This window comes from Aureimonas sp. SK2 (assembly GCF_029813115.1).
Taxonomy (GTDB): Bacteria; Pseudomonadota; Alphaproteobacteria; order Rhizobiales; family Rhizobiaceae; genus Aureimonas.
This window is the reverse complement of sequence record NZ_JAPZDS010000002.1, coordinates 20697-43071: the sequence shown is the minus strand read 5'-3', so window position 1 is coordinate 43071 and position 22375 is coordinate 20697. Positions and strand designations below refer to the sequence as shown.

Sequence of the window (22375 nt, the reverse complement as noted above, 5' to 3'; positions counted from 1 at the left end):
GTCAGGCGACCAGGTCGGCGTCCTCGCGGAAGCGGGCGAGGGCGCGGGCCTCCAGCGCCCGGCGGATCGCCTGGGGCACCTGACGGCGGGACTTGGCGCGCGGCCGGTCCATTTCGGCGACCGGCGTCGCCTCGCCGACCAGCGCCTCGCGCTCGGACCAGTTGTCGAAGCCGAGATGCTCGAGGTTGTCCACGAAGCTTTCCGCCGGCAGTCCTTCGGCGAGGATCAGCGCGTGGCGGGCGAGCTCGACATGGAGATAAAGGATCGTCTCGCCGGCCACCGGCTCGCGCAGGACGCCGAGCCCGTCCACCAAAGCCGAGGCATGGGCGAGGACCGGCCCGAGCCCGATCGCATGGTCGGGCGAGACGAAGAGATCGCGCGCCGGCACGCCGTCGGCCACCGCGCCCGCCCGGATGCGGATCGGCTGGACGCGCAAGGGATCGGAAAAGCGCGTCGAGACGGTCTGCCGTCCGACCCAGCGCACCGGCTCCGCCGTGCCGTCGACCGTGAGGACGAGATCGCCCGGTCGGAGGTCTTCGACCGCCGTCTCGCCCGATGGCGTCGCGATGCGCGTGCCGGGCCGGAAGCAGACCGGGTTGATCTCGATCCTCGACGGCGTTCCCGCAAGATTGCCGCTCGTACCGCCGGCGGGCCCCGCCGCGGCCGTCGTGCCGGTCGCCGCCGTCGAAGGGGCGGACGAGCCGCTGCCTCCGCCCGACGACCCGCCGCCCCCGACCGGACCGGAGGACCCGCCCCCGGACGAGCCGCCGCCGGCCCCCGCATCGGACGATCCACCGGCCGCGCCCGCCGCCGCGTCGGCCGCAGCCCTGCCTGACGAACCATCGCCGCCGCCGCCGCCCGAGCCCGAGGCCGAGCCGCCCTCGCCGCCGCCGCCGCTCGCGTCCGAGCCGGAACCTTCCCCGCTTCCCGAGCCGCCGGACCCACCGCCCTCACCCGACGCGCTGCCGGCTTCGGACGAGCCGGCGTCGCCGCGCTCCCCGCCCCCGCCGTCGGAGCGACCGCCCGCACCGCCGCCCTGCGCGGCACCCGGCGCCCCGCCCGACGCCCCGCTCCCGCCGCCCTGCGCGCCGCCGACGCCCGTGCCGCCGGCTGGGCCGCCGCCCGCGCCGCCGATGCCGACGGAGCCGTTCGATCCCGCCGGCCGGGCACCGCCGCCCGCTCCCGGGCCGCCGGCCGCAGGTCCCATGCCCTGCGCCGCCTCGCCCGAGCCGCCCCCGGACGCATGGTCGTCGCCCGGGCCGTCCTGCCGTCCTTCGCCCTGAGAGGACGCCGCCTCGCTGCCGCTCCGCGCGGCGCCGGCCGACGATGGGGCAGCCGCCGCCGCGCCGGGCGCGGCCGTCGCCGAGGCGATGCCCGTGGACATGGCGACGGCCGCCGAGGCCGAGGAGCCGGCGGACGAGGAAGAAGAGGAAGAGGACGACGAGCCGCCGGGGCGGCCGTTGCCGGTATCGGAGCCTTCTCCGGTCTGCCTGTCGTCGGTGTCGCTCATGGTGGTCGTCCCGCCGGGCGCATGGGTTCGACGTTACCATGCTGGCGTCGTCGCCCTCCGGCAAGCAAGAGCTGGGAACAGGGCAAGCAAAGGGTGAAGACCCGAGGGGTCAGGCCGCCGCCAGCCAGCCTTGCGATGGAAGAAGGCCCGATCACCAACCACCCCCGCGCCGGAACACGCGATGGACTGGACCGAACTCCTGCGCGCCGACCCGGCCCTGGCGATCCCCGAGCGCCATGCCGAGGCGCTGACTCGCGCGGCCGCCCGCCGTTTCCGCGAGGGCGCGCCGCAGGACGCGCTCGCGCTCCTGCGCCGGCGCATGCGCCTGTCCGAGCCGCCGGCGGCCGCCGAGCGGGCGCTCCTCGCCCTCGTTGCCTCCGCCGCCGGCTCGCGCGCGGAGGCGGAGACGGCGCTGGCCGGCGCGCTCGACGCCGATCCGCTCGACCCGGCGACCGGGCTCATCGCCCTGCGCCTCGCCGCCGGGCCGGACGCCGCGATCGCGGCCGCCCGCCGCATCTTCGCCAGCCCCGTCGCCACGGACGAGGCGCTGGCGCAGGCGCTCTCCGCCCTGTTCATCGCGGGCGAGGAGGCCGCGGTGCGGTTCGACTTGTGCGACGGGCGGCTGACCGGCTGGGCGGTCTGGCGCGGCCCGCAGGCGCCGGTCCTGTCGCTCCACGGCCCGCAGAGCGAGCGCCGGCAGGCGCTCGTCCCCTGGCCGGATCTCGCCTTCCTGCCGGCCGGTGCCTCCGGCGCCCGCGTCGATGTCCCGGCGCACGGGATCTTCGCCGGCTGGCGGCTGGAACGGGACGGTCGGATCCTCGCCCACGGCCCCCTCCACGCCCGCTCGCGAACGGGCCGAAATTCGGGCGGTGCGCGCCCAGGCGCCGCTCCGCGCACGGTGCCCGAACGGCGGCCGGTGCGCGTGGTGATGCCGGTCCACGGCGATCTCGACGCCACGCGCGAGGCGCTGCGCGCCGCCGTGCTGGAAGCCGGCCGCCATCCCGGTGCCCGCCTGGTCGTGGTGGACGACCGCTCGCCCGTGCCCGAGATCGTCCAGCTCGTCGAGACCATGGCGGAGCGGAACTTCATGGAGCTTCGCCGAACCCCGGCCAATCTCGGCTTTCCCGGCGCCGTGGCGCTCGGGCTTGAAGGGATGGACGGGGCGGAGGACGCGCTGGTGCTCAACGCCGACGCGCTCCTGCCGGCCGGCGCCATCGCGCGGCTCGCCGACGCCGTCTACGGCGCGCCCGACATCGGCACCGCGACGCCCTTGTCCAACAACGGCGAATGGACGAGCTGGCCGCGCCTCGGGCAGGCCGCGCCCTTGCCCTCCCCCCCGGAAGCGGCACGCCTCGACGCCACCGCCCGGCGCCTGGCGCTCGACCCCGTGGACCTTCCCAACGGCATCGGCTTCGCGCTGTTCGTGCGCCACGACTGCCTCGCGGCCATCGGCGCCCCATCCGCGATCTACGAGCGCGGCTATTTCGAGGACCTGGAATGGACGCTGGAGGCCGCGCGGGCGGGCTTCCGCAACGTCGCCGCGCCCGGCCTCTTCGTGCCCCATCACGGCTCGCGCTCCTTCGGCGCGGACAAGGCGATGCTGGTGGCGCGCAACCTGCGGCGCCTGCGCCGCCGCTATCCCGCCATTCGCGCGGCAAGCGCCGCCTTCCGCGCGGCCGATCCCCTGCGCATCGTGCGCGCCCGGCTGGAGGAGGCCTGCCCGCCCGCCGGCCGCCCGGCGCTTTTCGTCGGCCCGGCGGGAAGCCCGACCCTGGCCGAGCGGCTCTACCGGCAGGGCGAGGCGGGCGGCGTGGTTCTGCGCTGGCGCCGCGCCGGCGCGGTCCTGCGGGCGGAGCTTGCCGGTCTCCACGGCGCCGCGCCCCAGTCGCTCGGCTTCGACGCCGCCGAGGAGCCCGGCGCGCTGGCGGCCTGGCTCGCCGCGCTCGACCCCGCCCGCATCGAACTCGCCGGCCCGCCGCCGCCCCCTTCCATCCTCGACGCCCTCCTGCGTCTCAACGCGCCCTTTGCGATCCTGGCCGGCGACCCGATGCCGGACCGTCCCGCCCCCCTGGCGCAAACCGTCGCCGACTGGCGCTCCGCGCTCGGCGAGCGCTCGCACCGGGTCCTGGCGCAGGACGGCGCGACGCTCGCCGTCCTGCGCCGGCAGCTCGCCGACGATCCGGCCGCCGAGGGGCTGGAGGCCGTCCTGCCCGAGGCGGTCCCGCCGCCCTCGTCGGCGGCGCCGGCCGGTGCGCCCGCCCGGATCGGCCTCCTGATGGGCGTTCCCTCGCCCGCCTCGCTCGCCTTCGCGGCGGCGCTCGACACGGCCCTGCGGGCGCGCGCCGTCGCGGCGAGGCTGGAGGCGATCGGCGCGAGTCTCGACGACCTCGCGCTCCTCGGCCGCGGCATCGGCGCCTCCGGCCCGCTGGAGCCGGGCGGCCACGCCCGGATCGCGGCCGGCGCGACGGCCCTCGTCCTGCCCCCGGCTGATCCCTCGCTCGCCCTGTTCGAGCGGGTGCTGGCCGAGACCGGCCTGCCCGGCGCCTGCCTCGACTGGAGCGACGGCGCCCTGGAGAGCCCGTCGTCCCTTCACCTTCTCCCGAGGAACCGCGATGAGCGAGACACCGTCCAAGCCCTCGTCGATTGGATCGCTGGTCGCCTCGCGGCGTAGGCGTCTGGCCGGGGCCGCGCCGGAGGCGGGCCTCCGACCGCCCGAGGACAGCGCCATGCGGCTGGCCGCCCGGCGCAGCGGCGAAACCCTGATCGAGGGATGGGCGGCCGATCCCGCCGACCCCGAACGCCGCTTCGTGGTGGAACTCCTTCTCGACGGCGTTCCCGCCGCGCTGGCGCGCGCCGAACTGCGGCTCGGCCCCCTCGGGCCTGGCGAGGCCATGCCGGTCGGCGACGGCTGCCACGGCTTCGCCTTCGCGCTGGATCCCGCCGTCCTGCCCTTCGCGCGCACGGCCTCCGTGCGCCTCGCCAACGGCGGCGAGGCGGTGGGCGAGCCGATCGCGCTGCACGAAGCCCAAGCCTTCGCCCCCTCGCCCGCGCCCACGGCCGAGGCGCGCTGGCTCGGCGGCCTCGACCTCGCCGGCTGGGTGCATCGCCCGGCCGGCGAGGGCGCCCCGCCCCGGATCGAGGCTCGCATCGACGACGCGGTGGTGGCCCTCGCCAGGGCCGACGGCTGGCGCGAGGTCGTGCGCGCGGGTGCGGTGCGCGCCGAGCCCGCCTTCCGCCTGCGCCTGCCCCCGCGCTTTGCCGACGGGCGCCTGCACGAGGTGGAGCTCTTCGCCGACGGCCAGCCCCTGCCCGGCGGGGCGATCCCGGTCCTCGCCTTCGCCGACGGCCTCGCCGCCCATCTCGAAGCCGAGGCGGAGACGGACGGGGAGATCCTGCGGGCCGAGCGCTTCGACCGCTGGTTCCCGCGCGGCGTGCCTTTCTCCGACGTCGCACGCTGGGAAGCCCGCTTTCCCGCGCAAAGGCCCGCGATCGCGGCGGCCGTGGCCGTCGCCGTCGCCGGCGAGGACGGGGCCGAGGCCAGCCTCTCCGCTCCCGCGCTCGACGCCCTCGGCGACTGGATCGGTGTGGTGCTGCCCGAGCGCGACGGCGGCTTCGAGCCGACCGATCTCAGGAGCTTCCTGGAGGGCGAGGCGGAGGCCTGCCCGATCGTCCTCCTGATGCCGGCCGGCACCGTGGCGCGGCCGGGGGGCGCGGAGCGGCTGGTGGCCGCGCTGGAGGGCGAGCCGGCCGCCGCGATCGCCTATGGCGATCGGATTCTGGCCCTCGACGGGGGCGGCACGGCGCCGCTTCTGGCCACCGCCTTCGACACCGAGCGGGCGCTGGAACAGGGATGCGCCGTCGCGCCCTTCGCCATGCGCCGCGAGGCGCTGCTCGCCGCCCTGCGCGAGGGCGCCGGCGATCTCGACCGGATCTTCCTCCACCCGCTGGATCGCGGCTTTTCCGGCTCCCCGCTGCATCTCCACGTGCCCGGCTTCGGCTTCGCCGTCCCGCCCGCCTCGGCCAGCGCGGCCGACCGGCTGGAGGCCGCCGTCGTGGCGCATCTTGCGGCGCGCGGCGTGATGGCGACCGTCGAGCACCGCCCGCCCGCCACCTTGCCCGCCGTCCGGGTCCGGCGCGAGATCCGCCTCGGCGCCTGCGCCATCCTCCTCGACGCCGGCTGGCGCGACGAGGCGGAGATCGCCGGCGCGCTGGAGGCGCTGGAGGCGACGCGCCGTCGCCGGGGAACGTCCGTCCTCGTCTCCTCGCCCCGGCTGGACGAGCGGGCGGCGGCGCGCCTGCGGCTCGGCGGCGTCGAGGTGCGGCTGGCACCGGGCGCGCGCTCGCCGGCGCGCCGGCTGAACGAGGCGGCGGACCACACGAACGCCGAGGTCCTCTGCATCCTCGACGCCGGGCTGGCGCCGCTCGACGACCGGTGGCTGGACGAGCTTCTCGGGCGCCTGTCGGACCCCGGCACCGGGCTCGTCGCCCCGGTGATCGTCGGACGGAACGGCGACGTCCGCGAGGCAGGGCTCGTCCTCGAATGGGGACGGGCGCCCCGGGCGCGCTACGCGGGGCGGGGGGCGGAAGACCCCGGCCATGGCGACGGGCTCCTCGTCGCCCACCAAGTCTCGGGTGTCGGCCCCGGCGCGCTCGTCACCCGCCGCGCCGACCTCCTGGCGCTCGGCGGCTTCGACCCGGTCCTGTTTCCCCGCCATTTCGGCGCCGCCGACTATGCCCTGAAGCTGCAGGCGCTCGGGAGGCGCGTCGTGGTGGCGCCGGACGCGCGCCTCCTGCGCGAGGCGCCGGACGAGCCCGCTTCGCCAATCCTCGGCCCCGGCCTCGCGCGCGAGGCGGAAGCCCTGGCCTCCCGCTGGCCCGGCGTCACGGCGGCCGATCCGTTCGGCAACCCGCTGCTCCAGCGCGGCGGCGACGGTTTCGAGGGCCTGGCCTGGCCGCCCGGCGCCTGCGAGCCGCGCACCGCCTTCGTCGCCCCGCCCCGTCCCGTGGCGCCGGGCTGGTGAGGGCGCCGGATCGTAGGGAAGGCTGAAGGTCAACGCGATCGTGAAGGATCGTGAGCGCCTCCGCGCCGGTTCATGCCAATATCGTCTAGTCTTCTAGTAGATATTTTCTCGTGGCGGGCCGCTCGGCCGTTCTAGCCTTCGGGCATGACGGTCCGGCGGCGCTCCGCTCCTCCGGCGCGTCGCCCCCTCGCCCCGAAGGAGTTCGCCGCATGACACGACACGTCGCCATCCTCGCCGCCGCCACCGCGGCCCTCCTCGCCTCCGCGGCGCCGGGCCGGGCGCTGGACGCGCCGGAAGGCCCGCTGGTCACGACCGAGTGGCTGGAAAAGAACCTCGGCGACCCGGCCCTTCGCCTCGTGGAAGTGTCGGTGGAGCCCGGCGTCTTCGAGCGAGGCCATATCGAGGGGGCGCAGAACGTCGTCTGGCACACCGATCTCGTCGATCCCGTGAAGCGCGACATCGCCTCGCGCGAGAATTTCGAGGCCCTGGTGGAGCGCCTCGGGATCGACGACACCAAGACGGTGGTCCTCTACGGCGACAACAACAACTGGTTCGCCGCCTGGGGCGCCTGGGTGTTCGACACCTACGGGATCGACGTGAAGCTGCTCGACGGCGGACGCAAGAAGTGGGAGGCGGAGAATCTGCCGCTGACGACGCGCGCGACGCAGGTCGCGGCCACCGACGTCACCCTGCCGGAGCGCGACGAATCCTTGCGCGCGCGCCTGCCCGACGTCCTCCAGGTCGTGGACGGCCGGGCGCAGGCCAAGATCGTCGACATCCGCTCGGCCGACGAATATTCCGGCAAGATCTTCGCGCCGCCCGGCTCGGCCGAGCTGTCGGTGCGCGCCGGCCACGTGCCGGGCGCGATCAACGTGCCCTGGGGCACGGCGGTGGCGGCCGACGGCACGTTCAAGCCGGCCGAGGAGCTGAAGCGCATTTACGCCGAGAAGGGCGTCGACGGCTCGCAGCCCGTCATCGTGTATTGCCGCATCGGCGAGCGGTCGAGCCACACCTGGTTCCTCCTGTCCCGGATCCTCGGCTACGACGTGCGCAACTACGACGGCTCGTGGACCGAGTACGGCAACTCCGTCGGCTCGCCGATCGTCAACGTGTCCAACACGGTCTGGACCGGCAAGTAGGCCTTGGGAACGGATGCGGGGGCGGGTCCGGCCGGGTCCGCCCCCGCTCGCCGTCGGATCGAGCGAAGGGGCCGCAAAACATGTCGTCAACCGTCAGGGCGCAGGAGACCGGCGCACCGCGCAGCGGGTACGCGGCGACGCGCATCCTCCTGCCCGTCCTCCTTGCCGCCGCCCTGGTCCTGGGCGGCCTCGCCCTGTCGCGCGCCGGCGCGCAGGGCGGCGCCCTGTCGCTCGTCTTCGGTGCCGCCTTCGGCCTCGTGCTCCAGCGCTCGCGCTTCTGCTTCTACTGCGCGATCCGCGAATGGCTGGAGGAGCGCGAGCCGGACGGCGTGCTCGGCCTCCTCACGGCGCTCGCCGCGGGCGCCGTCGGCTATGCCCTCGTGTTCGGCGCCTGGATGCCCGATCCCGGCACCGGGCGTCTGCCGCCCGATGCCTTTATCGGTCCGCTCGCCTGGACGCTGGTCTTCGGAGGCCTCGCCTTCGGCGTCGGCATGGCCGTCTCCGGCTCCTGCCTGTCGGCCCATCTCTACCGCCTCGGCGAGGGGTCGCCGACGGCCCCCTTCGCGCTTCTCGGGGCCGTGGCCGGGTTCGTCCTCGGCTTCCTCACCTGGAACGACCTTTATCTCGCCTTCGTGGCGGAGGCGCCCGTGGTCTGGCTTCCCGCCCGGCTCGGCTATCCCGGCTGGCTGGCCTTGACGCTGATCGCCCTTCTCGCCCTCGCCTGGGCGCCCCTGCAGCGCGGCTCGTCGCGCCGGGCGGAGCAGGCGCAGGCGCGCGCAGCCCTGCCGCCCGGCCCGCTCCGCCCGCTTCGATCGGTGTTTTCCGGACGCTGGCCGGGCTGGCTCGGAGGTTTTCTCGTCGGCGCGCTCGGCACCTTCGCCTATCTGCGCGTCGCACCGCTGGGCGTCACGGCCGAACTCTCCGCGCGCTCGCGCGACATCGGCCATGCCGTCGGCATCCTGCCCGACACGCTTCTCGGCCTCGACACGCTGCGCGGCTGCATCTCGCTCGTCTCGCAGGCGCTTCTGTCGAACAACGGTCTCTTCGTCGCGGGCCTCGTCGCGGCGAGCCTTGCCGCCGCGCTGGCCAGCGGGCAGGCGGCGGCGCAACGCCCCCGCCGCGCGCATGTCTGGCGCGGGCTGGCGGGCGGCTTGCTTCTCGGCTGGGGCGCGACGGTCGCGCTCGGCTGCTCCGTCGGCACGCTCCTGTCCGGCATCCAGGCCGGCGCCCTGTCCGGCTGGGTCTTCGGTGCGGCCATGCTGGCCGGCATCGTGGCCTGGCGCGCGGCGGAGCGGCGGCTGGGACGGCGCTGAGGCCGCCCCGGTCAGAACAGGATGTCGTCGAAGTCGTCGGCGGCGGGTTCGGCCGCCGCGGGCGCGTCCGGCGCTGGGGTCGCCGCCGCCGTGCCGAAGGTCCGGGCGACGACGTCGCGCTCCTCCTTCATCGTGTAGCGCGTCGTCAGGACCGCATCCAGGCGAGCGGCCTCCTCGGCCGGCAGCGCCTCGCCGCCCGTGCCCGCCGCCAGCGACCCGATCGCGACCGAGAGGGCAAGCATCATCTGCGTGCCCTCCTCGTGAAGGGCCATGAGCTGCAGGACGGCGCGGATCTCCCCGCTCATGCCCTCGGACGCCTCCGCGCTCTTTGCCAGCGCCGCGCGGCTCTCGGCCTCCGCCTCGGCGAGGTCGCCGCAGGCGGCCCGCAGGTTGGCGGTAATGGTCTCCTTGGCGGCCGCGATCTCCGGCAGGAGGCGGGACGACAGGTCCTGCGTCACCGAGGCCGCCTCCTCGCTGCCGGATCGGATCGCGTCCACCTCGAGGCGCGCCAGCGAGGACTGCTCGCGGATCACCCGCGCGATGTAGCCGATCGTCTCGTCGCCGCCTTCCACATGGGCGGCCTGGATGGCGGCGTTGAGGCCGGCCAGATTGAGATGGAACTCGAGCCCCGTCATCTGATCGGTCATCTCGATCAGGAGGGCGGTCCGCTCGACGCTGCGCGACAGGCTGTCGGAGAGGGTCCGGCGCGCTTCGGCACCGGCCTCGATATAGGCATGGAGACGCTCGGCCGCCGCTTCCAGCGCGGCCAGCCCGCCTTCGGAATCGGGCATGCGCAGACGCGCCAGCACGTCGGCGCAAAGGTCCAGCCGGTCGGCGATGGCAGCCAGGTCGGCGGCGAGCTTGTCCATCAGCCCGCCATAGGTCTCGGCGAGGTCGGTGAGCTGGGCCACCTCCAACTGCGCGATGCGCCGGACGGCGGCCTGGCGATGGGCGGGCGCCAGCGGCGCCTCGCCCTCGCCGAACGTTCCGTCGCGTCCGATCGGCCCGATCAGGCCGAGATTCTCCACCGTGTGCTCCAGCCGCTGGCGCGCCATGTCGTGGGCCTGGAGCCCCATCACGGCGCCGGCCACGGCCTGGCCGACCGCGGTGAACGCCTCCTGCGCCTCGGCGCGCCGGGCGGCCGCCGCGCCCTGCTCGGCTTCCATCCGCTCGATCAGGGCCATGAAGCCGTCGCCGAGGTCCCAGTCCTCGCTCGCGCGCGTCCGGCGCGCCGCGATGGCGCGGCTGTCCTGGATCGCGCTGGCCAGGGACTCCATGCGCTCGTCGATCGCCTGGGCGACGGAGGTGCCGGACGTGACGAGATCGTCCACCGTGCGCGAGAAGGACACGAGGTCGCCCCCGGCCCCCTTCATGCTCTCGACCTGGGCTCGCGCGATGACGACGATGTAGTCGAGCACCCGGAACACCGTCTTCAAGGACGCGCTGCCCGAGCGGGCCTTGTCCACGGCCGCCTGGAGGGCGAGGATCCGATCGCCGCGCTCCTCCGTCAGCCGTTGCACCGTCGCGACCTTGTCCACGGCCACGAGAAGGCCGTCGCGCGCTCCGACCATCACCGGTTTGGTGAAGATCTCGGTGGCGCGCGCGATGCCCTCGCGCACCTGGGAGATCCGGCCATGGGCGGTGCGCAGGCGCTCGCCCGCGTCCAGGAAGACGCTCTCGCTGGCCGTGGTCCACCGGGTCAGGCCGACCGCGAGCCGCTCGAATCCGCCGGAATCGGCGGTGTCGTGATCCGGCAGCGGTCCGGCGTCGGTTTGCGTGTCCGGGCGCGCCGTCATCGTTTTGCCCCCGCCGGCTTGAAGGCGGGATCGGCGGCGAAGCGCAGGATCTCGGGGGGCATGCGTTCCAGGGACATCTCGGCCTCCACCGCGCCGACCTTCATCGCTTCCTTGGGCATGCCGTAGACCACGCAGCTCCCCTCGTCCTGACCGATCGTATGGGCACCGGCGGTCCGCAGTTCCAGCATGCCCTTGGCGCCGTCGTCGCCCATGCCCGTCAGGATCACGCCGAGCGCGTTGGCGCCGGCCGCGCGGGCGGCCGAGCGGAACAAGACGTCGACGGACGGGCGGTGGCGCGTAACCAGCGGCCCGTCGCGCACCTCCACGTGATACTGCGCGCCCGAGCGCTGGAGCAGGAGATGGTGGTTGCCCGGCGCGATCAGGGCGAGGCCCGGCACCACGCGGTCGCCCGTCACCGCCTCGCGCACCTCCATGCGGCACAGGCTGTCGAGCCGGCGCGCGAAGGCGGAGGTGAAGCCGGCCGGCATGTGCTGCACGATGACGATGCCCGGCGAGTTCTCCGGCAGCGCCTCCAGGAGCTTGCGCAGCGCCTCCGTGCCGCCCGTCGAGGCGCCGATCACGACGACCTTGTCCGTGGTGCGGTCGATGGGACGGCCGGAGGCCGGCGGCAGGACGGCGTCGGCGGTCAGCTTCTTCTGCACGTCGATCGTCGCGGTGCGCGCCACGACCTTCGCCTTGGAGGCGGCACGAACGGCATCGCAGATCCGGGTCTTCGCCTCCATCAGGAACTGAGGCGTTCCGACACGCGGCTTGGTGATGATCTCGACGGCGCCCGCCTCCAGCGCCTGCATCGCCATCTTGGAGCCGGCCTCGGCGAGCGAGGAGCAGATCACGACGGGGATGGGGCGCTGGCTCATCAGCTTCTGCACGAAGGTGATGCCGTCCATACGGGGCATCTCGATGTCGCAGACGATGACGTCCGGCACCGCTTCGCGCATCCGCTCGGCCGCGAAATAGGGGTTCGACGCCGTGGCGATGACCTCGATGTCCGGCTCGGCGTTGAGGATCTCGGTCAGGATCGTCCGCACGCTGGCGGAATCGTCGACGATGAGGACGCGGATGGATTTCATCGACCTCACTCCGCGTGGGCGTAGATGTTGCTGCGGATCAGCCGCAGCGGCAGGTGGTTGGAGCGGATCGACTCCGCATGGCCGAGGAACAGGAGCCCGCCCGGCCTTAAGTGGGCGAGGAGCTTGCCGATCACGGCCATCTGCACCTCCGGCTGGAAGTAGATGAGGACGTTGCGGCAGAAGATGATGTCCATCACCTGGCCGGGCCGGTACTGGTCGTGCATCAGGTTGATCTGGCCGAGGCGCATGTTGCGGCGCAGGTCCGGCGTCACCTTCACCTGCTGCTCGGCGTTGCGGCCCGTCGGCACCAGATATTTCTGGCGCAGGCGCGCGGGCACGTTGCGCGCGGCCTCCGTGCCGTAGACCCCTTCGCGCACCGCGGTCAGCATGCGCACGGAGATGTCGGTCGCCGTGACCGACCAGGGGAACAGGGTGCCGCCGTTCGACACGTCGTCGGCGATCATGGCGAGGCTGTAGGCCTCCTGGCCGCTCGAGGAGGCCGCCGACCAGATGCGCAGCCCCCGTTCGCGGCCGCCCTCGGCCAGGCGCCGCAGCTCGTCGGGGGTGAGATACTCGAAATGCGGCGGCTCGCGGAAGAACGAGGTCTCGTTGGTGACCACGCAGTCGGTAAAGGCCTGGAGTTCTCGCTCGCGCCCCTCGGGCGTGCGGAGCAGCTTGAGATAGGCGCGGAAGTCCTCGACGCCGCTGGCCGTCAGGCGTCGGCGCAGGCGCGTTTCCAGCATGACGCGCTTGGCATCGCTCATGACGATGCCGCAGGTCTCGTCCACCAGCCTGGCGAGCTCGCGGAAGGTCGCCATGTCCAGGGTCGCCGAGAAGGCGAGATCGGCCGGGCTGGGCTGTGGTTTGGTCGCGGGACGCGCCATGGAAATGTCCGGTCTGGCCAGGGATGGGGATGCGGCCCGCCCTGGCGGGCCGCGAGATGGTGGCGAAGACGGCTCAGGAGAACTCGAAGCGCTCGGCCTCGAAGAGCTTCTGGATGTCGAGAAGAGTCAGGAACGTTTCGCCGCGCCGGCCGAGGCCCGTCATGAAGGCGGAGTTCCAGTCCTCGCCGAACTGCGGGGCGGCCTCGACCTCCTCCTCCGAGAATTCGGTGACCTCGTGCACCGTATCGGCGATCACCGCCACCGTGCGCCGCACGCCGCCCGCCTCGAAGTCGAGCACCACGATGCGGCTGTCGGTGGTGGGCTCGCCGTCGCCGAAGCTGCGCATGCGCAGCTTGGCCTTGAGGTCCACCACCGGCACCCCGCTGCCGCGCACGTCGATCATGCCGAGCAGAAGCGGCGGGGCGTTGGAGATGCGCGCGATCGGCTTGTAGTCCAGGACCTCGCGGACATGGGCGACGCGGATGCCGAAGGTTTCATCGCCGAGACGAAAGGTCAGGATCTCCCGTGCGGCTTCCTCCTCCGCCCCGTCCGGGCCGGAAAGGTCGTCGGAGAAGTTGCTGGCGGCGCTCATGCGCTCATCCTTTCGAAATCGCCGTCGCGGGTCTCGGTGCCGAGGTCGAGGTCGAAGCCGCCCTTGGCCGCCGGGCGGGACGCCGGCTTGGCGGCGGCCTTGGCGGGAACGCGGGTCGCGGCGAACTTGTCCACCTTGGCCTGGAGGGCGCGCACGTCGCGGCCCGGCCCGGACGCCTGGCGCTTGGCCTGCTCCTCGATGCGGAAGAAGCCGGCGCGGTCGTTGAGGCGGCCGGCCTCGGCCGAGAGCTGCTCGGCGGTGGCCGACATCTCGTTGGCGGCCGCCGCGTTCTGCTGCGTGACCTGATCGAGCTGCTGGATCGCCTGGTTGATCTGTTCGGCGCCCGCGTTCTGCTCGCGGCAGGCGGCGGAGATTTCGGAGACGAGTTCGGCCGTGCGCTGGATGTCCGGCACGAGCTGCTGGAGCCGGCTGCCGGCGTCCTCGGCGATCTTGAGCGTCGAGCCGGACAGCTCGCCGATCTCGGAGGCCGCGATCTGGGAGCGCTCGGCGAGCTTGCGCACTTCGGATGCCACCACCGCGAAGCCCTTGCCGTGCTGGCCGGCGCGCGCCGCCTCGATCGCCGCGTTCAGCGCCAGAAGGTCGGTCTGGCGGGCGATCTCCTGCACGATCCGGATCTTGTCGGCGATGGTGCGCATCGCCTCCACCGAATTGGCCACCGCCTCGCCGCTCTGGATCGCGCTGGTCGAGGCCTGGGTGGCGATCTTCTCGGTCGTGGTGGCGTTCTCGGAGTTCTGGCGGATGTTGGCGGCCATCTCCTCCATGGCCGACGAGGCCTGCTCGGTGGCGGCGGCCTGCTCGGTCGAGCCCTGGCTGAGCTGCTCGGCCGTGGCCGAGGACTGCTGGGCGCCGGCGGCGACCTGGGATGCCGATCCGGTGACGTCGGAGACGATCTCGCGCAGGTTCTCCGTCATCGCGTTCATGGCGCGCAGGAGGTCGCCGATCTCGTCCTGGTCCTTGGCGGCGACGGTCTGCGTCAGGTCACCCGCGCCGATGTCCTCCGCCAGCTTTACCGAGCGCGACAGGCCGCGCGAGATGGAGAGCGACATCCAGGCAGCCGCCGCCGCGCCGATGGCGATCGCGCCGAGCACGATGGCGATCAGCGTGTTGCGGGTGGTGTCGTAGGTGGCCTGCGCATCCGAAATGTACCGGGATGCCGTTCCGTTCGCACGATCCACCAGGTCGGCCAAGCGGTCGGAGACCTTGTTGGCCTCGGGTACGATGTTGTTGAACTGGTAGTCGAGGGCCTTGTCCGCCAGCGCCTCGACCCCTTGGTCGGCAAAGTCGGTGCTGGAGCCGACGAAGGCCTCCCAGTCGGTCCGGATCACATCGAGAGCCGCCTGCGTGATGCCCGGGGCGCCGCGCAGCCGTTCGACAGCGGCGCCGAAAGCCTGAACCTGCCTGTCGAGTTCGGCGCGGGCGGCGGCGATCGACTGCGCGTCGTTGAGATCGAGGGTGGAGACCATCGCAAGGCGCGCGGCGTAGACCGCCTCCCGCGCCGCCGCGACGTCGGCGGCTGCTGCAGTGCCGACCGGCGCAAGCCCGCCCAAATCCTGACGCAGCTTGTCGAATGCGGGCTCCGTCTTGGCGAGCGCCTTGCCCGAGAGCTGGAGATCGGCCTTGCGGAGCAGGTCCATGCCCTTGTCCGAAGTCTGGCGCAGGGCGTCGAGAGCCGGCTTCAGGTCGGCCACCTCGCTCTGCCGGCTCGGATCCACGGCGGCAAGAAAGGTCGCGTGGTTGGCGCCGATACGCTCCCAGCGCGCGGCATAGTCCGCCATCTGCTTTTCGAGCGCGCCCGGGTCCGTTTCGAGATAGACGCGGAACATCAGGCGACGCAGGTCCATGATGTCGGACGAAATCTGCTGGACGCTCTTGACCTGAACGAACGGGCCGCTCGAGAACCGCTGCATCATGTCGTTGGAGGAACCGAGGCTGGAAATTCCGAAATAGCCTGCGGTTCCCAGGAGGGCGAGGACGGCCCCGAACGAGCCGATCAGCTTGGTCTTGATGGTAAAGCGCATGGGGATGTGACCTTTCGGGACGTTCGGCAGTCCGGGAATGGAGTGGAAGGGGGCCGGCGGCGCTCGGGCCGCCGGGCCGGACGCGTCAGGCGCTCATCTTCTCGAAGCTGCTGCCGCCTTCGTCGCCGCCGAGATCGAGGTCGAACCCCTTGGTCGGCGTCTTGGGGGCGGCGGGCTTGGCCGGTGCCTTGGCCGCCGGCTTCGCCTTGGCGGCACGGCTCTGGGCGAAGCCCTGGACGTCCGCCTGCAGCCGGCGCACGTCCGCCTTCGGCTTGGCCGCGGCGACCGCCGGGCGAGCCGGCGTGCCGTGCTCCAGGCGGAAGAAGGAGACCCGGTCGTTGAGGCGCGAGGCCTCGGCCGCGAGCTGCTCGGCGGTGGCCGACATCTCGCTGGCCGCAGAGGCGTTCTGCTGGGTGACCTCGTCGAGCTGACCGACCGTGTCGTTGGTCTGCTGCGTCACCTTGTCGAGCTGCTGGATCGCCTGGTTGATCTGTTCGGCGCCCGCGTTCTGCTCGCGGCAGGCCGCCGAAATCTCCGCGACGAGTTCCGCCGTGCGTTGGATGTCCGGCACGAGCTGCTGGAGCATGCCGCCCGCCTCCTCGGCGATCTTGAGCGTCGAGCCGGACAGCTCGCCGATCTCGGAGGCCGCGATCTGGGAGCGCTCGGCGAGCTTGCGCACTTCGGACGCCACGACCGCGAAGCCCTTGCCGTGCTGGCCGGCGCGCGCCGCCTCGATCGCCGCGTTCAGTGCGAGAAGGTCGGTCTGGCGGGCGATCTCCTGCACGATGCGGATTTTGTCGGCGATGGTACGCATCGCCTCCACCGAGTTGGCCACCGCCTGCCCGCTCTTCTCGGCGCTGGTCGACGCCTGCGCGGCGATCTTCTCGGTGGTCGAGGCGTTCTCGGAGTTCTGGCGGATGTTGGCGGCCATCTCCTCCATGGCCGACGAGGCCTGCTCGGTGGCGGCGGCCTGCTCGTTGGCGCCCTGGCCGAGTTGCTCGGTCGAGGCGGCTTGTTCGGTGGCGCCCTGGCTGAGCTGCTCGGCCGTGGCTGCGGACTGCTGGGCGCCGGCGGCGACCTGCTCGGCGGAACGGGTCACCTCGGAGACGATGTCGCGCAGGTTCTCGGTCATGGCGTTCATGGCGCGCAGGAGGTCGCCGATCTCGTCCTGGCCCTTGGCCTCGACGGTCTGTGTCAGGTCGCCCGCGCCGATGTCCTGCGCCAGCTTCACCGAGCGCGACAGACCGCGCGAGATGGAGATCGCCATCCAGGCCGCCGCCGCCGTGCCCATCGCGATGGCGCTGAGCACGAGGATCATCAGCATGGCGCGGGTGCCCTCATAGGCGGCCTGCGCGTCCGCGACATAGGTCTCGGCGTTCCCGGTCGCCTGGGCGTTGAGCTCGTCGAGGCGCTGGCTGAGCCGGGTCGCGGCGACCGTGACCTCGTTGTCCATGATGGTCTGGGCGGCCGAGAACTCGTTGCGCAGGCCGATCTCGGCCTGCTGCTGGATGACGGCGGAGGCCGCGTTCCATTCCGCCGCCATCTGTTGAACAAGCGCGGCCTGCGCCGGCAGGGCGATCGTCGCCAGGCGCGAAAGATCGGCGCGGATCTCGGCGTCGATTGCCTTGGTTTCCGCCGCCGCCGCCGAGATGGCATCCTCGGGGGTACGGACCACGGCGGAGACGGCCGCGAAGCGGGCGTCCTTGACCTTGGATGCGACGGTTTCGGCCAGCGCCGCGGCCGATCCGCCGGTAACGGCCAGGGACCGCAGATCGGCGAGAAGCGGCCCGACGACCTTGTTCGTTTCCACGATGGCGGCGTCGCCCGCCTCGTTGTTCGCGAGAGCGACGCGCTCCGCCGCGCCGTCGACGACGCTCCTGGTCTGCGTCAGGAGCGGCTTGAGGTCGGAAAGGGCGTCGCGCTGGTCGGCGGGGGTGGCGGCCAGGAGCGTGTCGATCCGCGCGTCCATGTCACGCCAGTTCGCGTCGACGGAGCTCTGGAGGCTTTCGAGCATCTTCGGGTCGGAGGTGATCAGCATGCGCCACATGGCGCGGCGGATGTCGGTGAGCTCCTGCTTCACGACCGGGCCGTTGGCGACCTGGACGAAGGGGCCTTCCGAGAAGCTGGTCATCGCCTGGTTCGTCTGCCCCAGGCTGGAGATGCCGAAGTAGCCCGCCGCTCCGAGGAGGGCGAGAACGACCCCGAACGAGCCGATCAGTTTGGTCTTGATGGTCACGCGCATGGAAGGGACCTGTCGATCATTGGGGTGGGACAGAGGTTCGGCGGATCGGCCTTGGGTCGCCCGTTGGGCGACAAGACGAGGTCGAAGAGACGAAAGGGGTTCAGTGGGTCGTGGCGGCGTCGCCCGGGCGCAGGATGCGCTCGAGATCGACGAGGATGACGAAGCGCCCTTCGCGGCGCACGACGCCTGAGAGGAACTCGGCCGGCCAGCGCGTGCCGTTCTCCGGCAGAGCCTCGACGGCTTCCGGCGCGAAGAACTGCACCTCGTGCACGGCGTCGGCCTTGACCGCCACCATGAAGCCGCCCGCAGCGTCCCCGATCCGCGAGACGATCACGCGAGAATGCTCCGTGTCGGTCGCGTCCTCCATCAGGAAGCGGCGGCGCAGGTCGATCAGCGGCAGGATGTTGCCGCGCACGTTGACGAGACCGGGCGCATAGGCCGGGGCGTTCGGCACCAGCGTCATCTGCGGCGGGTCGAGGACCTCGTGGACGAGATCCACGGGAATGGCGAAGAGGTCGTCGTCGATCGAGATGGTGAGGTAGTCGCCGCCTTCGCGCGCGGCCTCGGGTGCGGGGGTCGCCTGGGACATGGTGCACGAGCCTCCTTCAGGCGGCGACGGGGGTGGGCGCGGCGCGCAGCGCGCCGGCCTGGCGGAACAAGGGGTTCACGTCGAGGATGAGGGCCACCGAGCCGTCGCCCAGAATGGTCGCGCCCGTCAGGCCCGGCACGTCGCGGTGGAGCGGGGACAGGGGCTTGATCACCGTCTGGTGCTGGCCGATCACCTGGTCCACCACGACGCCGATGCGACCCGCATCGACCCCGCCGGCCACCACGACGATGCCGTCCTCGCCCGTGTCGCCGCCGAAGACGCGGTCCATCCAGAGGATCGGCACCATGGCGCCGCGGATGTCGACGAAGGAGCGGCCCTTGGAGGTGCGGCTCTCGATGGAGGCGTATTCGACGCATTCCTCGACATTGGCGAGCGGCAGGATGCACTTGGTCTCGCCGACCCGCACTAGGAGCCCGTCGATGATGGCGAGCGTCAGGGGCAGGCGCAGGGTGAAGCGCGTGCCCCGGCCGGGCTCGGTGGCGATCTCGATCGAGCCGTGCAGCTCGCCGATCGTGCGCCGCACGACGTCCATGCCGACGCCCCGGCCCGACAGGTTGGAGACGGCCGCCGCCGTCGAAAGGCCGGGATGGAAGATCAACTCGTCGATCTCGCGATCCGGGGGCGTCACGCCCTCGGCCACGATGCCGGCCGCGCGCGCCTTTTCGAGGATGCGGGCACGGTTGAGGCCGGCGCCGTCGTCCTCAACCGTGATGATGACCTCGGTGCCGGACTGGCGCGCCGACAGGCGCAGCGTACCGCGCTTGGGCTTACCCGCCTCCAGGCGCCTGTCCTGCATCTCGATGCCGTGGTCGATCGAGTTGCGGATGATGTGGACCAGCGGATCGCCCAGCCGGTCGAGCACGGTCTTGTCTAGCTCGGTGTCCTCGCCCGACAGGACGAGGTCGATCTCCTTGCCGAGGTCGGTCGAGAGGTCGCGCACGACGCGCCGGTAGCGGCTGAACAGCGAGTCGATGGGCAGCATGCGCATGTCCATCGCCGAGTCGCGCAGGTCGGCGGAGATGCGCTCGATCTCCTCCACCACGGCGGTCAGCACCGGGTCGTGGCGCTGGTGGGTGAGCGCGGTGAGGCGGGCCTGGGCGATCACCAGCTCGCCGACCTGGTCGAGCAGCGTGTCGAGGCGCGAGGCCGAGACGCGCACGCTGGCTTCCGGCTGGGCCTGGGCCTGGGGCGGCGCCTTGGCCTCGGCCTTCGGCGCCGCGACCGATGCGGCGGCGACCGGCGCAGGGGCGGCGGCCGGCTCCGCGGCCGGGGCCTCGGCGGCGACCGGGACAGCCGGGGCGGCGGCGGCGAGCGCCTCCAGCTCCTCGATCACGACGGCGCCGGGCTCGTCCACGAAGATGAAGACGTCCTCGATCGCGCCCTTGCCCTCCGACGTCGTCAGCACGACGCGCCAGGCGAGCCGAATCTCGGTCGGCGCGAGGAGGGCGAGTTCGGGAACCGCGTCGGTCAGCGCCTCGATCTCGGCCTGGCCGAGGGCCTGCAGCTCGTCGAGAAGGGCCAGCGGGTTGGTGCCGAAGAGCAGCGCGTTGGCCGGCAGGCGCAGCGTGATGGCGAAGCGGCGCGAGCCCGCAACGGTCGCGGACGGGGTCGCGACCGGGGCGTCGACCGACGCCGTCGCGGCGGGCGCGGCGCTCGCTCCGCCGACCTGCGCCTGGAGGGCCGCCACGAGCTCGGCGCTGCGGACCGCGTCGTTGGCGGAGGGTTCGAACAGGAGGCGGCGGATCTGGTCGGTGGCGGCGAGGAGCACGCCCACGAAGGCGGGCGTCAGCGGCACTTCGCCCTGGCGCACCTTCTCGAACGCGTCTTCCAGCTTGTGGGCGAAGGCGGCCATGTCGGGCGGACCGAACATGCCGCCCGAGCCCTTCAGCGTGTGGAGTGCGCGGAAGGTGGTGTTGATGAGTTCGGCGTCGTCCGGGCGCGCTTCGAGGTCGAGGAGCGCCGCTTCGAGCTGCTCCAGGAGATCGCGGGCCTCGTTGAGGAAGATCTCGACTGCGTTCCCGGCGTTCATGGATGTCAGGCCCCGATCAGCTTGTTGACGACGGCAAGAAGGCGAGTCTGGTCGAACGGCTTGACGATCCAGCCCGTGGCGCCGGCGGCCTTGCCGGCGACCTTCTTGGCCTCGTCGGATTCGGTCGTGAGCATGACGATCGGCATGCCGGCATGCTGCGGCATGGCGCGAATGCGGGCGATCATCGTGATGCCGTCCATGTTGGGCATGTTGAGATCGGTGATGACCAGCGAGAAGCGGCCCTGGTCGAGCTTGGACAGCGCATCGACGCCGTCGACGGCCGTGGTCGGCGAGTATCCGGCCGATTCCAACGTGAAGGAGACCATCTGACGGACGCTGGCGCTGTCGTCGACGCAAAGAACGGGCTTGCCCATGGGTTGGGACCTTTCGAAATGCAGAGGGCTCAGGCTCGGACCGTCTCGGCCCAGCTGGTCAGGCCGGTCCGCGCGAGAAGGCCGGAAACGGCCTGGGAGGGCATGAGCGTCATGGAGAGGTTGCGCGCGCCGGCGGTGTGCCGGGCGGCGACGAGAAGCTGGGCGAGGCTGACGTCGGCCTCCTCCACGCCTGTCGCGTCGATCACGAGGCCTTCGGCGGAGTGAGCGGCCACATGCTCGCAGAGGGCGGCGTGGAGTTCGTCGACCTGGGCCAGCGTGCAGGTGGATCCGAGGGAAAAAGGCGCCATCAACGTCTTTCCGATCACTTTGTTGCGTGCTGAATGGAATTTATGCCGCAAAGCTTAAAATTTATCGTTTTCGGAAATTGCTAACGATCGCGGCAACGCCCCGCTCGCGAGCTGGAACCGGGCCTTTCGGAACCGTCCGCGCAGGCGCCATATCCGGCTCGTCCCTTTGGAGACCGAGGCGGAACGGCGGCGGGGTCCGGCCGCCTTGCCGACCGGCGGCCGGCGTCGCGGAGGGGCCGGAAACCCTTCCTTCACCACGAATGCGAAAACCGCCGAGGAACATATGCCACGCGCGGATTCGGACGGAGCGCCGTTCGGGACTTAGAGTGCCTAACAAAACCTCGCGGGGTCGGTCTGACGGGTCTTTGCCGCCGATGCGTCGTCGCCGATGCTCGCCCATGCGCTGCATGGTCTCCGCTCTGCTCCTCGCCTCGACTACAAATCCCTCGCCAGCCCTCCGCCCGGAGGTATTGTTAGGCACTCTTAGCCGCGTCGCTCGTCCCGAAGGTCTGCGCATCGAAGACCTCAGGGCGACCCGTCGATCGCCGTCCGGCTGAGCCAAGCCAGGAACCTCGCGAAGGCCGGGCGCTGCAGGCTGCGCCGGGGGTGGAGCAGGCAATAGGGCTCGGGCAGCGCGAGGCTGCGCGGCGAGGCCAATGTCAGGAGGCCGCCTTCCAGCTCCCGTTCCACCGCGAAATCCGGCACCAGGGCGACGCCGAGGCCCGCCACCGCGCCCTCCACCACCATGGCGAACTGCTCGAACCGATGGCCGCGCAGGATGTCGCGCGCGTCGATTCCCGCCTCGCGGAACCATTCGAGCCACAGCGTCGGACGCGTCGCCTGCTGAAGGAGCGGCAGGCGCAGGAGCATGGCCTCGTCAGCGAGGTCAAGCCCAGCGAGGAGCTGCGGGCTCGCCACCGCGAGCAAGCGGTCCGGACACAGGGTCAGCGCCTCCAGGATGCCGGACGGCGGGCCGGATCGCAGGATCGCCGCGTCGAACCCCTCCGCCTCGAAGTCCACCGCCCCCAGCCGGGCGCTGACATTGAGGCTGATGCCCGGCTCGGCGCGCGAGAAGGCGACGAGGCGCGGGGACAGCCAGCGCGCCGCGAAGGTCGGCAGGACGGCGAGATTGAGGATCTCGCGCCGTCCGCCGAAGGCCATGGTCTTGACCGTCGCCTGGTCGAGCCGGGCGAGGATCGCGGCCGCGTCCACCGCGAAGAGCCGGCCGGCGTCGGAGGGTACGAGGCGCTTGCGCACGCGGTGAAAGAGCGGCACGCCGAGCTTCTCCTCCAGAAGCGCGAGCGAGCGGCTGACCGTGCTCTGGGTCAGATGGAGGCTCGCGGCGGCCTCCGTCACCGAGCCCCTGTCCATGCAGGCGACAAAGGCGCGAAGCTCGGCGATGGTCGGGTGATAGGCGGGTCGCACGG

The 22375-nt window shown here is 72.4% G+C and carries 16 protein-coding genes; 4 read left to right on the top strand and 12 right to left on the bottom strand.

Annotated features, from left to right (window positions below; genetic code table 11):
- Window position 1: 1 nt before the first annotated feature.
- On the bottom strand, window positions 2–1510 hold the full coding sequence (locus O5O54_RS02685; RefSeq protein ID WP_279478788.1) for a Hint domain-containing protein: 1509 nt from the start codon (window positions 1508–1510) through the stop codon (window positions 2–4).
- A gap of 181 nt (window positions 1511–1691) precedes the next feature.
- Here O5O54_RS02685 and O5O54_RS02680 point away from each other — a divergent pair, with 181 nt between their 5' ends.
- The 4 genes from O5O54_RS02680 to O5O54_RS02665 all read left to right on the top strand — a co-directional run bounded on the left by O5O54_RS02680 (window position 1692) and on the right by O5O54_RS02665 (window position 8983).
- Window positions 1692–4181, top strand: a complete 2490-nt coding sequence (locus O5O54_RS02680) for a glycosyltransferase (RefSeq protein WP_279478786.1) — start codon at window positions 1692–1694, stop codon at window positions 4179–4181.
- On the top strand, window positions 4123–6531 hold the full coding sequence (locus O5O54_RS02675; RefSeq protein ID WP_279478784.1) for a glycosyltransferase: 2409 nt from the start codon (window positions 4123–4125) through the stop codon (window positions 6529–6531). The genes O5O54_RS02680 and O5O54_RS02675 overlap by 59 nt, the downstream gene beginning before the upstream one ends.
- A gap of 209 nt (window positions 6532–6740) precedes the next feature.
- The gene (locus O5O54_RS02670) at window positions 6741–7670 is read left to right on the top strand and encodes a sulfurtransferase (protein ID WP_279478783.1); all 930 of its coding nucleotides are present in this window, start codon (window positions 6741–6743) and stop codon (window positions 7668–7670) included.
- 80 nt (window positions 7671–7750) lie between these two features.
- Window positions 7751–8983: a YeeE/YedE thiosulfate transporter family protein gene (locus O5O54_RS02665; RefSeq protein WP_279478780.1), complete on the top strand. Its 1233-nt coding sequence runs from the start codon at window positions 7751–7753 to the stop codon at window positions 8981–8983.
- Window positions 8984–8994: 11 nt separating this feature from the next.
- Here O5O54_RS02665 and O5O54_RS02660 read toward each other — a convergent pair whose 3' ends face one another.
- The 11 genes from O5O54_RS02660 to O5O54_RS02610 all read right to left on the bottom strand — a co-directional run bounded on the left by O5O54_RS02660 (window position 8995) and on the right by O5O54_RS02610 (window position 22373).
- Window positions 8995–10779, bottom strand: a complete 1785-nt coding sequence (locus O5O54_RS02660; RefSeq protein WP_279478778.1) for a hypothetical protein — start codon at window positions 10777–10779, stop codon at window positions 8995–8997.
- The gene (locus O5O54_RS02655; RefSeq protein WP_279478776.1) at window positions 10776–11870 is read right to left on the bottom strand and encodes a chemotaxis response regulator protein-glutamate methylesterase; all 1095 of its coding nucleotides are present in this window, start codon (window positions 11868–11870) and stop codon (window positions 10776–10778) included. Before O5O54_RS02655 ends, O5O54_RS02660 begins: the two co-directional genes overlap by 4 nt.
- 5 nt (window positions 11871–11875) lie before the next feature.
- On the bottom strand, window positions 11876–12754 hold the full coding sequence (locus O5O54_RS02650) for a protein-glutamate O-methyltransferase CheR (RefSeq protein ID WP_279478774.1): 879 nt from the start codon (window positions 12752–12754) through the stop codon (window positions 11876–11878).
- 73 nt (window positions 12755–12827) lie between these two features.
- On the bottom strand, window positions 12828–13346 hold the full coding sequence (locus O5O54_RS02645; protein ID WP_279478772.1) for a chemotaxis protein CheW: 519 nt from the start codon (window positions 13344–13346) through the stop codon (window positions 12828–12830).
- Window positions 13343–15385 (bottom strand): methyl-accepting chemotaxis protein, encoded by a 2043-nt coding sequence (locus tag O5O54_RS02640; protein ID WP_279478771.1) that lies wholly within the window; start codon window positions 15383–15385, stop codon window positions 13343–13345. The genes O5O54_RS02645 and O5O54_RS02640 overlap by 4 nt, the downstream gene beginning before the upstream one ends.
- Before the next feature lie 85 nt (window positions 15386–15470).
- Window positions 15471–17627, bottom strand: coding sequence for a methyl-accepting chemotaxis protein (locus O5O54_RS02635; RefSeq protein ID WP_279478768.1), 2157 nt, complete (start codon window positions 17625–17627; stop codon window positions 15471–15473).
- Between the two features lie 100 nt (window positions 17628–17727).
- Entirely contained in the window at window positions 17728–18216 is a 489-nt protein-coding gene (locus tag O5O54_RS02630; RefSeq protein WP_279478766.1) for a chemotaxis protein CheW, read from the bottom strand.
- A gap of 16 nt (window positions 18217–18232) precedes the next feature.
- Window positions 18233–20266 carry a chemotaxis protein CheA gene (locus tag O5O54_RS02625; protein ID WP_279478764.1) on the bottom strand — a complete coding sequence of 678 codons (2034 nt, stop codon included), beginning with the start codon at window positions 20264–20266 and terminating at the stop codon, window positions 18233–18235.
- A gap of 5 nt (window positions 20267–20271) precedes the next feature.
- A complete protein-coding gene (locus O5O54_RS02620) occupies window positions 20272–20640 on the bottom strand; it encodes a response regulator (RefSeq protein WP_279478763.1) in 369 nt (122 codons plus the stop codon).
- A 29-nt stretch (window positions 20641–20669) separates the two neighbouring features.
- Window positions 20670–20948: an STAS domain-containing protein gene (locus O5O54_RS02615; protein WP_279478761.1), complete on the bottom strand. Its 279-nt coding sequence runs from the start codon at window positions 20946–20948 to the stop codon at window positions 20670–20672.
- Window positions 20949–21473: 525 nt separating this feature from the next.
- The gene (locus O5O54_RS02610; RefSeq protein ID WP_279478759.1) at window positions 21474–22373 is read right to left on the bottom strand and encodes a LysR family transcriptional regulator; all 900 of its coding nucleotides are present in this window, start codon (window positions 22371–22373) and stop codon (window positions 21474–21476) included.
- Between the last annotated feature and the right edge of the window lie 2 nt (window positions 22374–22375).

Coding starts and splice junctions, on each gene's coding strand:
- O5O54_RS02685 (WP_279478788.1), bottom strand. CDS start 1,510: ATGAGCGACACCGACGACAGGCAGACCGGAGAAGGCTCCGATACCGGC.
- O5O54_RS02680 (WP_279478786.1), top strand. CDS start 1,692: ATGGACTGGACCGAACTCCTGCGCGCCGACCCGGCCCTGGCGATCCCC.
- O5O54_RS02675 (WP_279478784.1), top strand. CDS start 4,123: ATGAGCGAGACACCGTCCAAGCCCTCGTCGATTGGATCGCTGGTCGCC.
- O5O54_RS02670 (WP_279478783.1), top strand. CDS start 6,741: ATGACACGACACGTCGCCATCCTCGCCGCCGCCACCGCGGCCCTCCTC.
- O5O54_RS02665 (WP_279478780.1), top strand. CDS start 7,751: ATGTCGTCAACCGTCAGGGCGCAGGAGACCGGCGCACCGCGCAGCGGG.
- O5O54_RS02660 (WP_279478778.1), bottom strand. CDS start 10,779: ATGACGGCGCGCCCGGACACGCAAACCGACGCCGGACCGCTGCCGGAT.
- O5O54_RS02655 (WP_279478776.1), bottom strand. CDS start 11,870: ATGAAATCCATCCGCGTCCTCATCGTCGACGATTCCGCCAGCGTGCGG.
- O5O54_RS02650 (WP_279478774.1), bottom strand. CDS start 12,754: ATGGCGCGTCCCGCGACCAAACCACAGCCCAGCCCGGCCGATCTCGCC.
- O5O54_RS02645 (WP_279478772.1), bottom strand. CDS start 13,346: ATGAGCGCCGCCAGCAACTTCTCCGACGACCTTTCCGGCCCGGACGGG.
- O5O54_RS02640 (WP_279478771.1), bottom strand. CDS start 15,385: ATGCGCTTTACCATCAAGACCAAGCTGATCGGCTCGTTCGGGGCCGTC.
- O5O54_RS02635 (WP_279478768.1), bottom strand. CDS start 17,627: ATGCGCGTGACCATCAAGACCAAACTGATCGGCTCGTTCGGGGTCGTT.
- O5O54_RS02630 (WP_279478766.1), bottom strand. CDS start 18,216: ATGTCCCAGGCGACCCCCGCACCCGAGGCCGCGCGCGAAGGCGGCGAC.
- O5O54_RS02625 (WP_279478764.1), bottom strand. CDS start 20,266: ATGAACGCCGGGAACGCAGTCGAGATCTTCCTCAACGAGGCCCGCGAT.
- O5O54_RS02620 (WP_279478763.1), bottom strand. CDS start 20,640: ATGGGCAAGCCCGTTCTTTGCGTCGACGACAGCGCCAGCGTCCGTCAG.
- O5O54_RS02615 (WP_279478761.1), bottom strand. CDS start 20,948: ATGGCGCCTTTTTCCCTCGGATCCACCTGCACGCTGGCCCAGGTCGAC.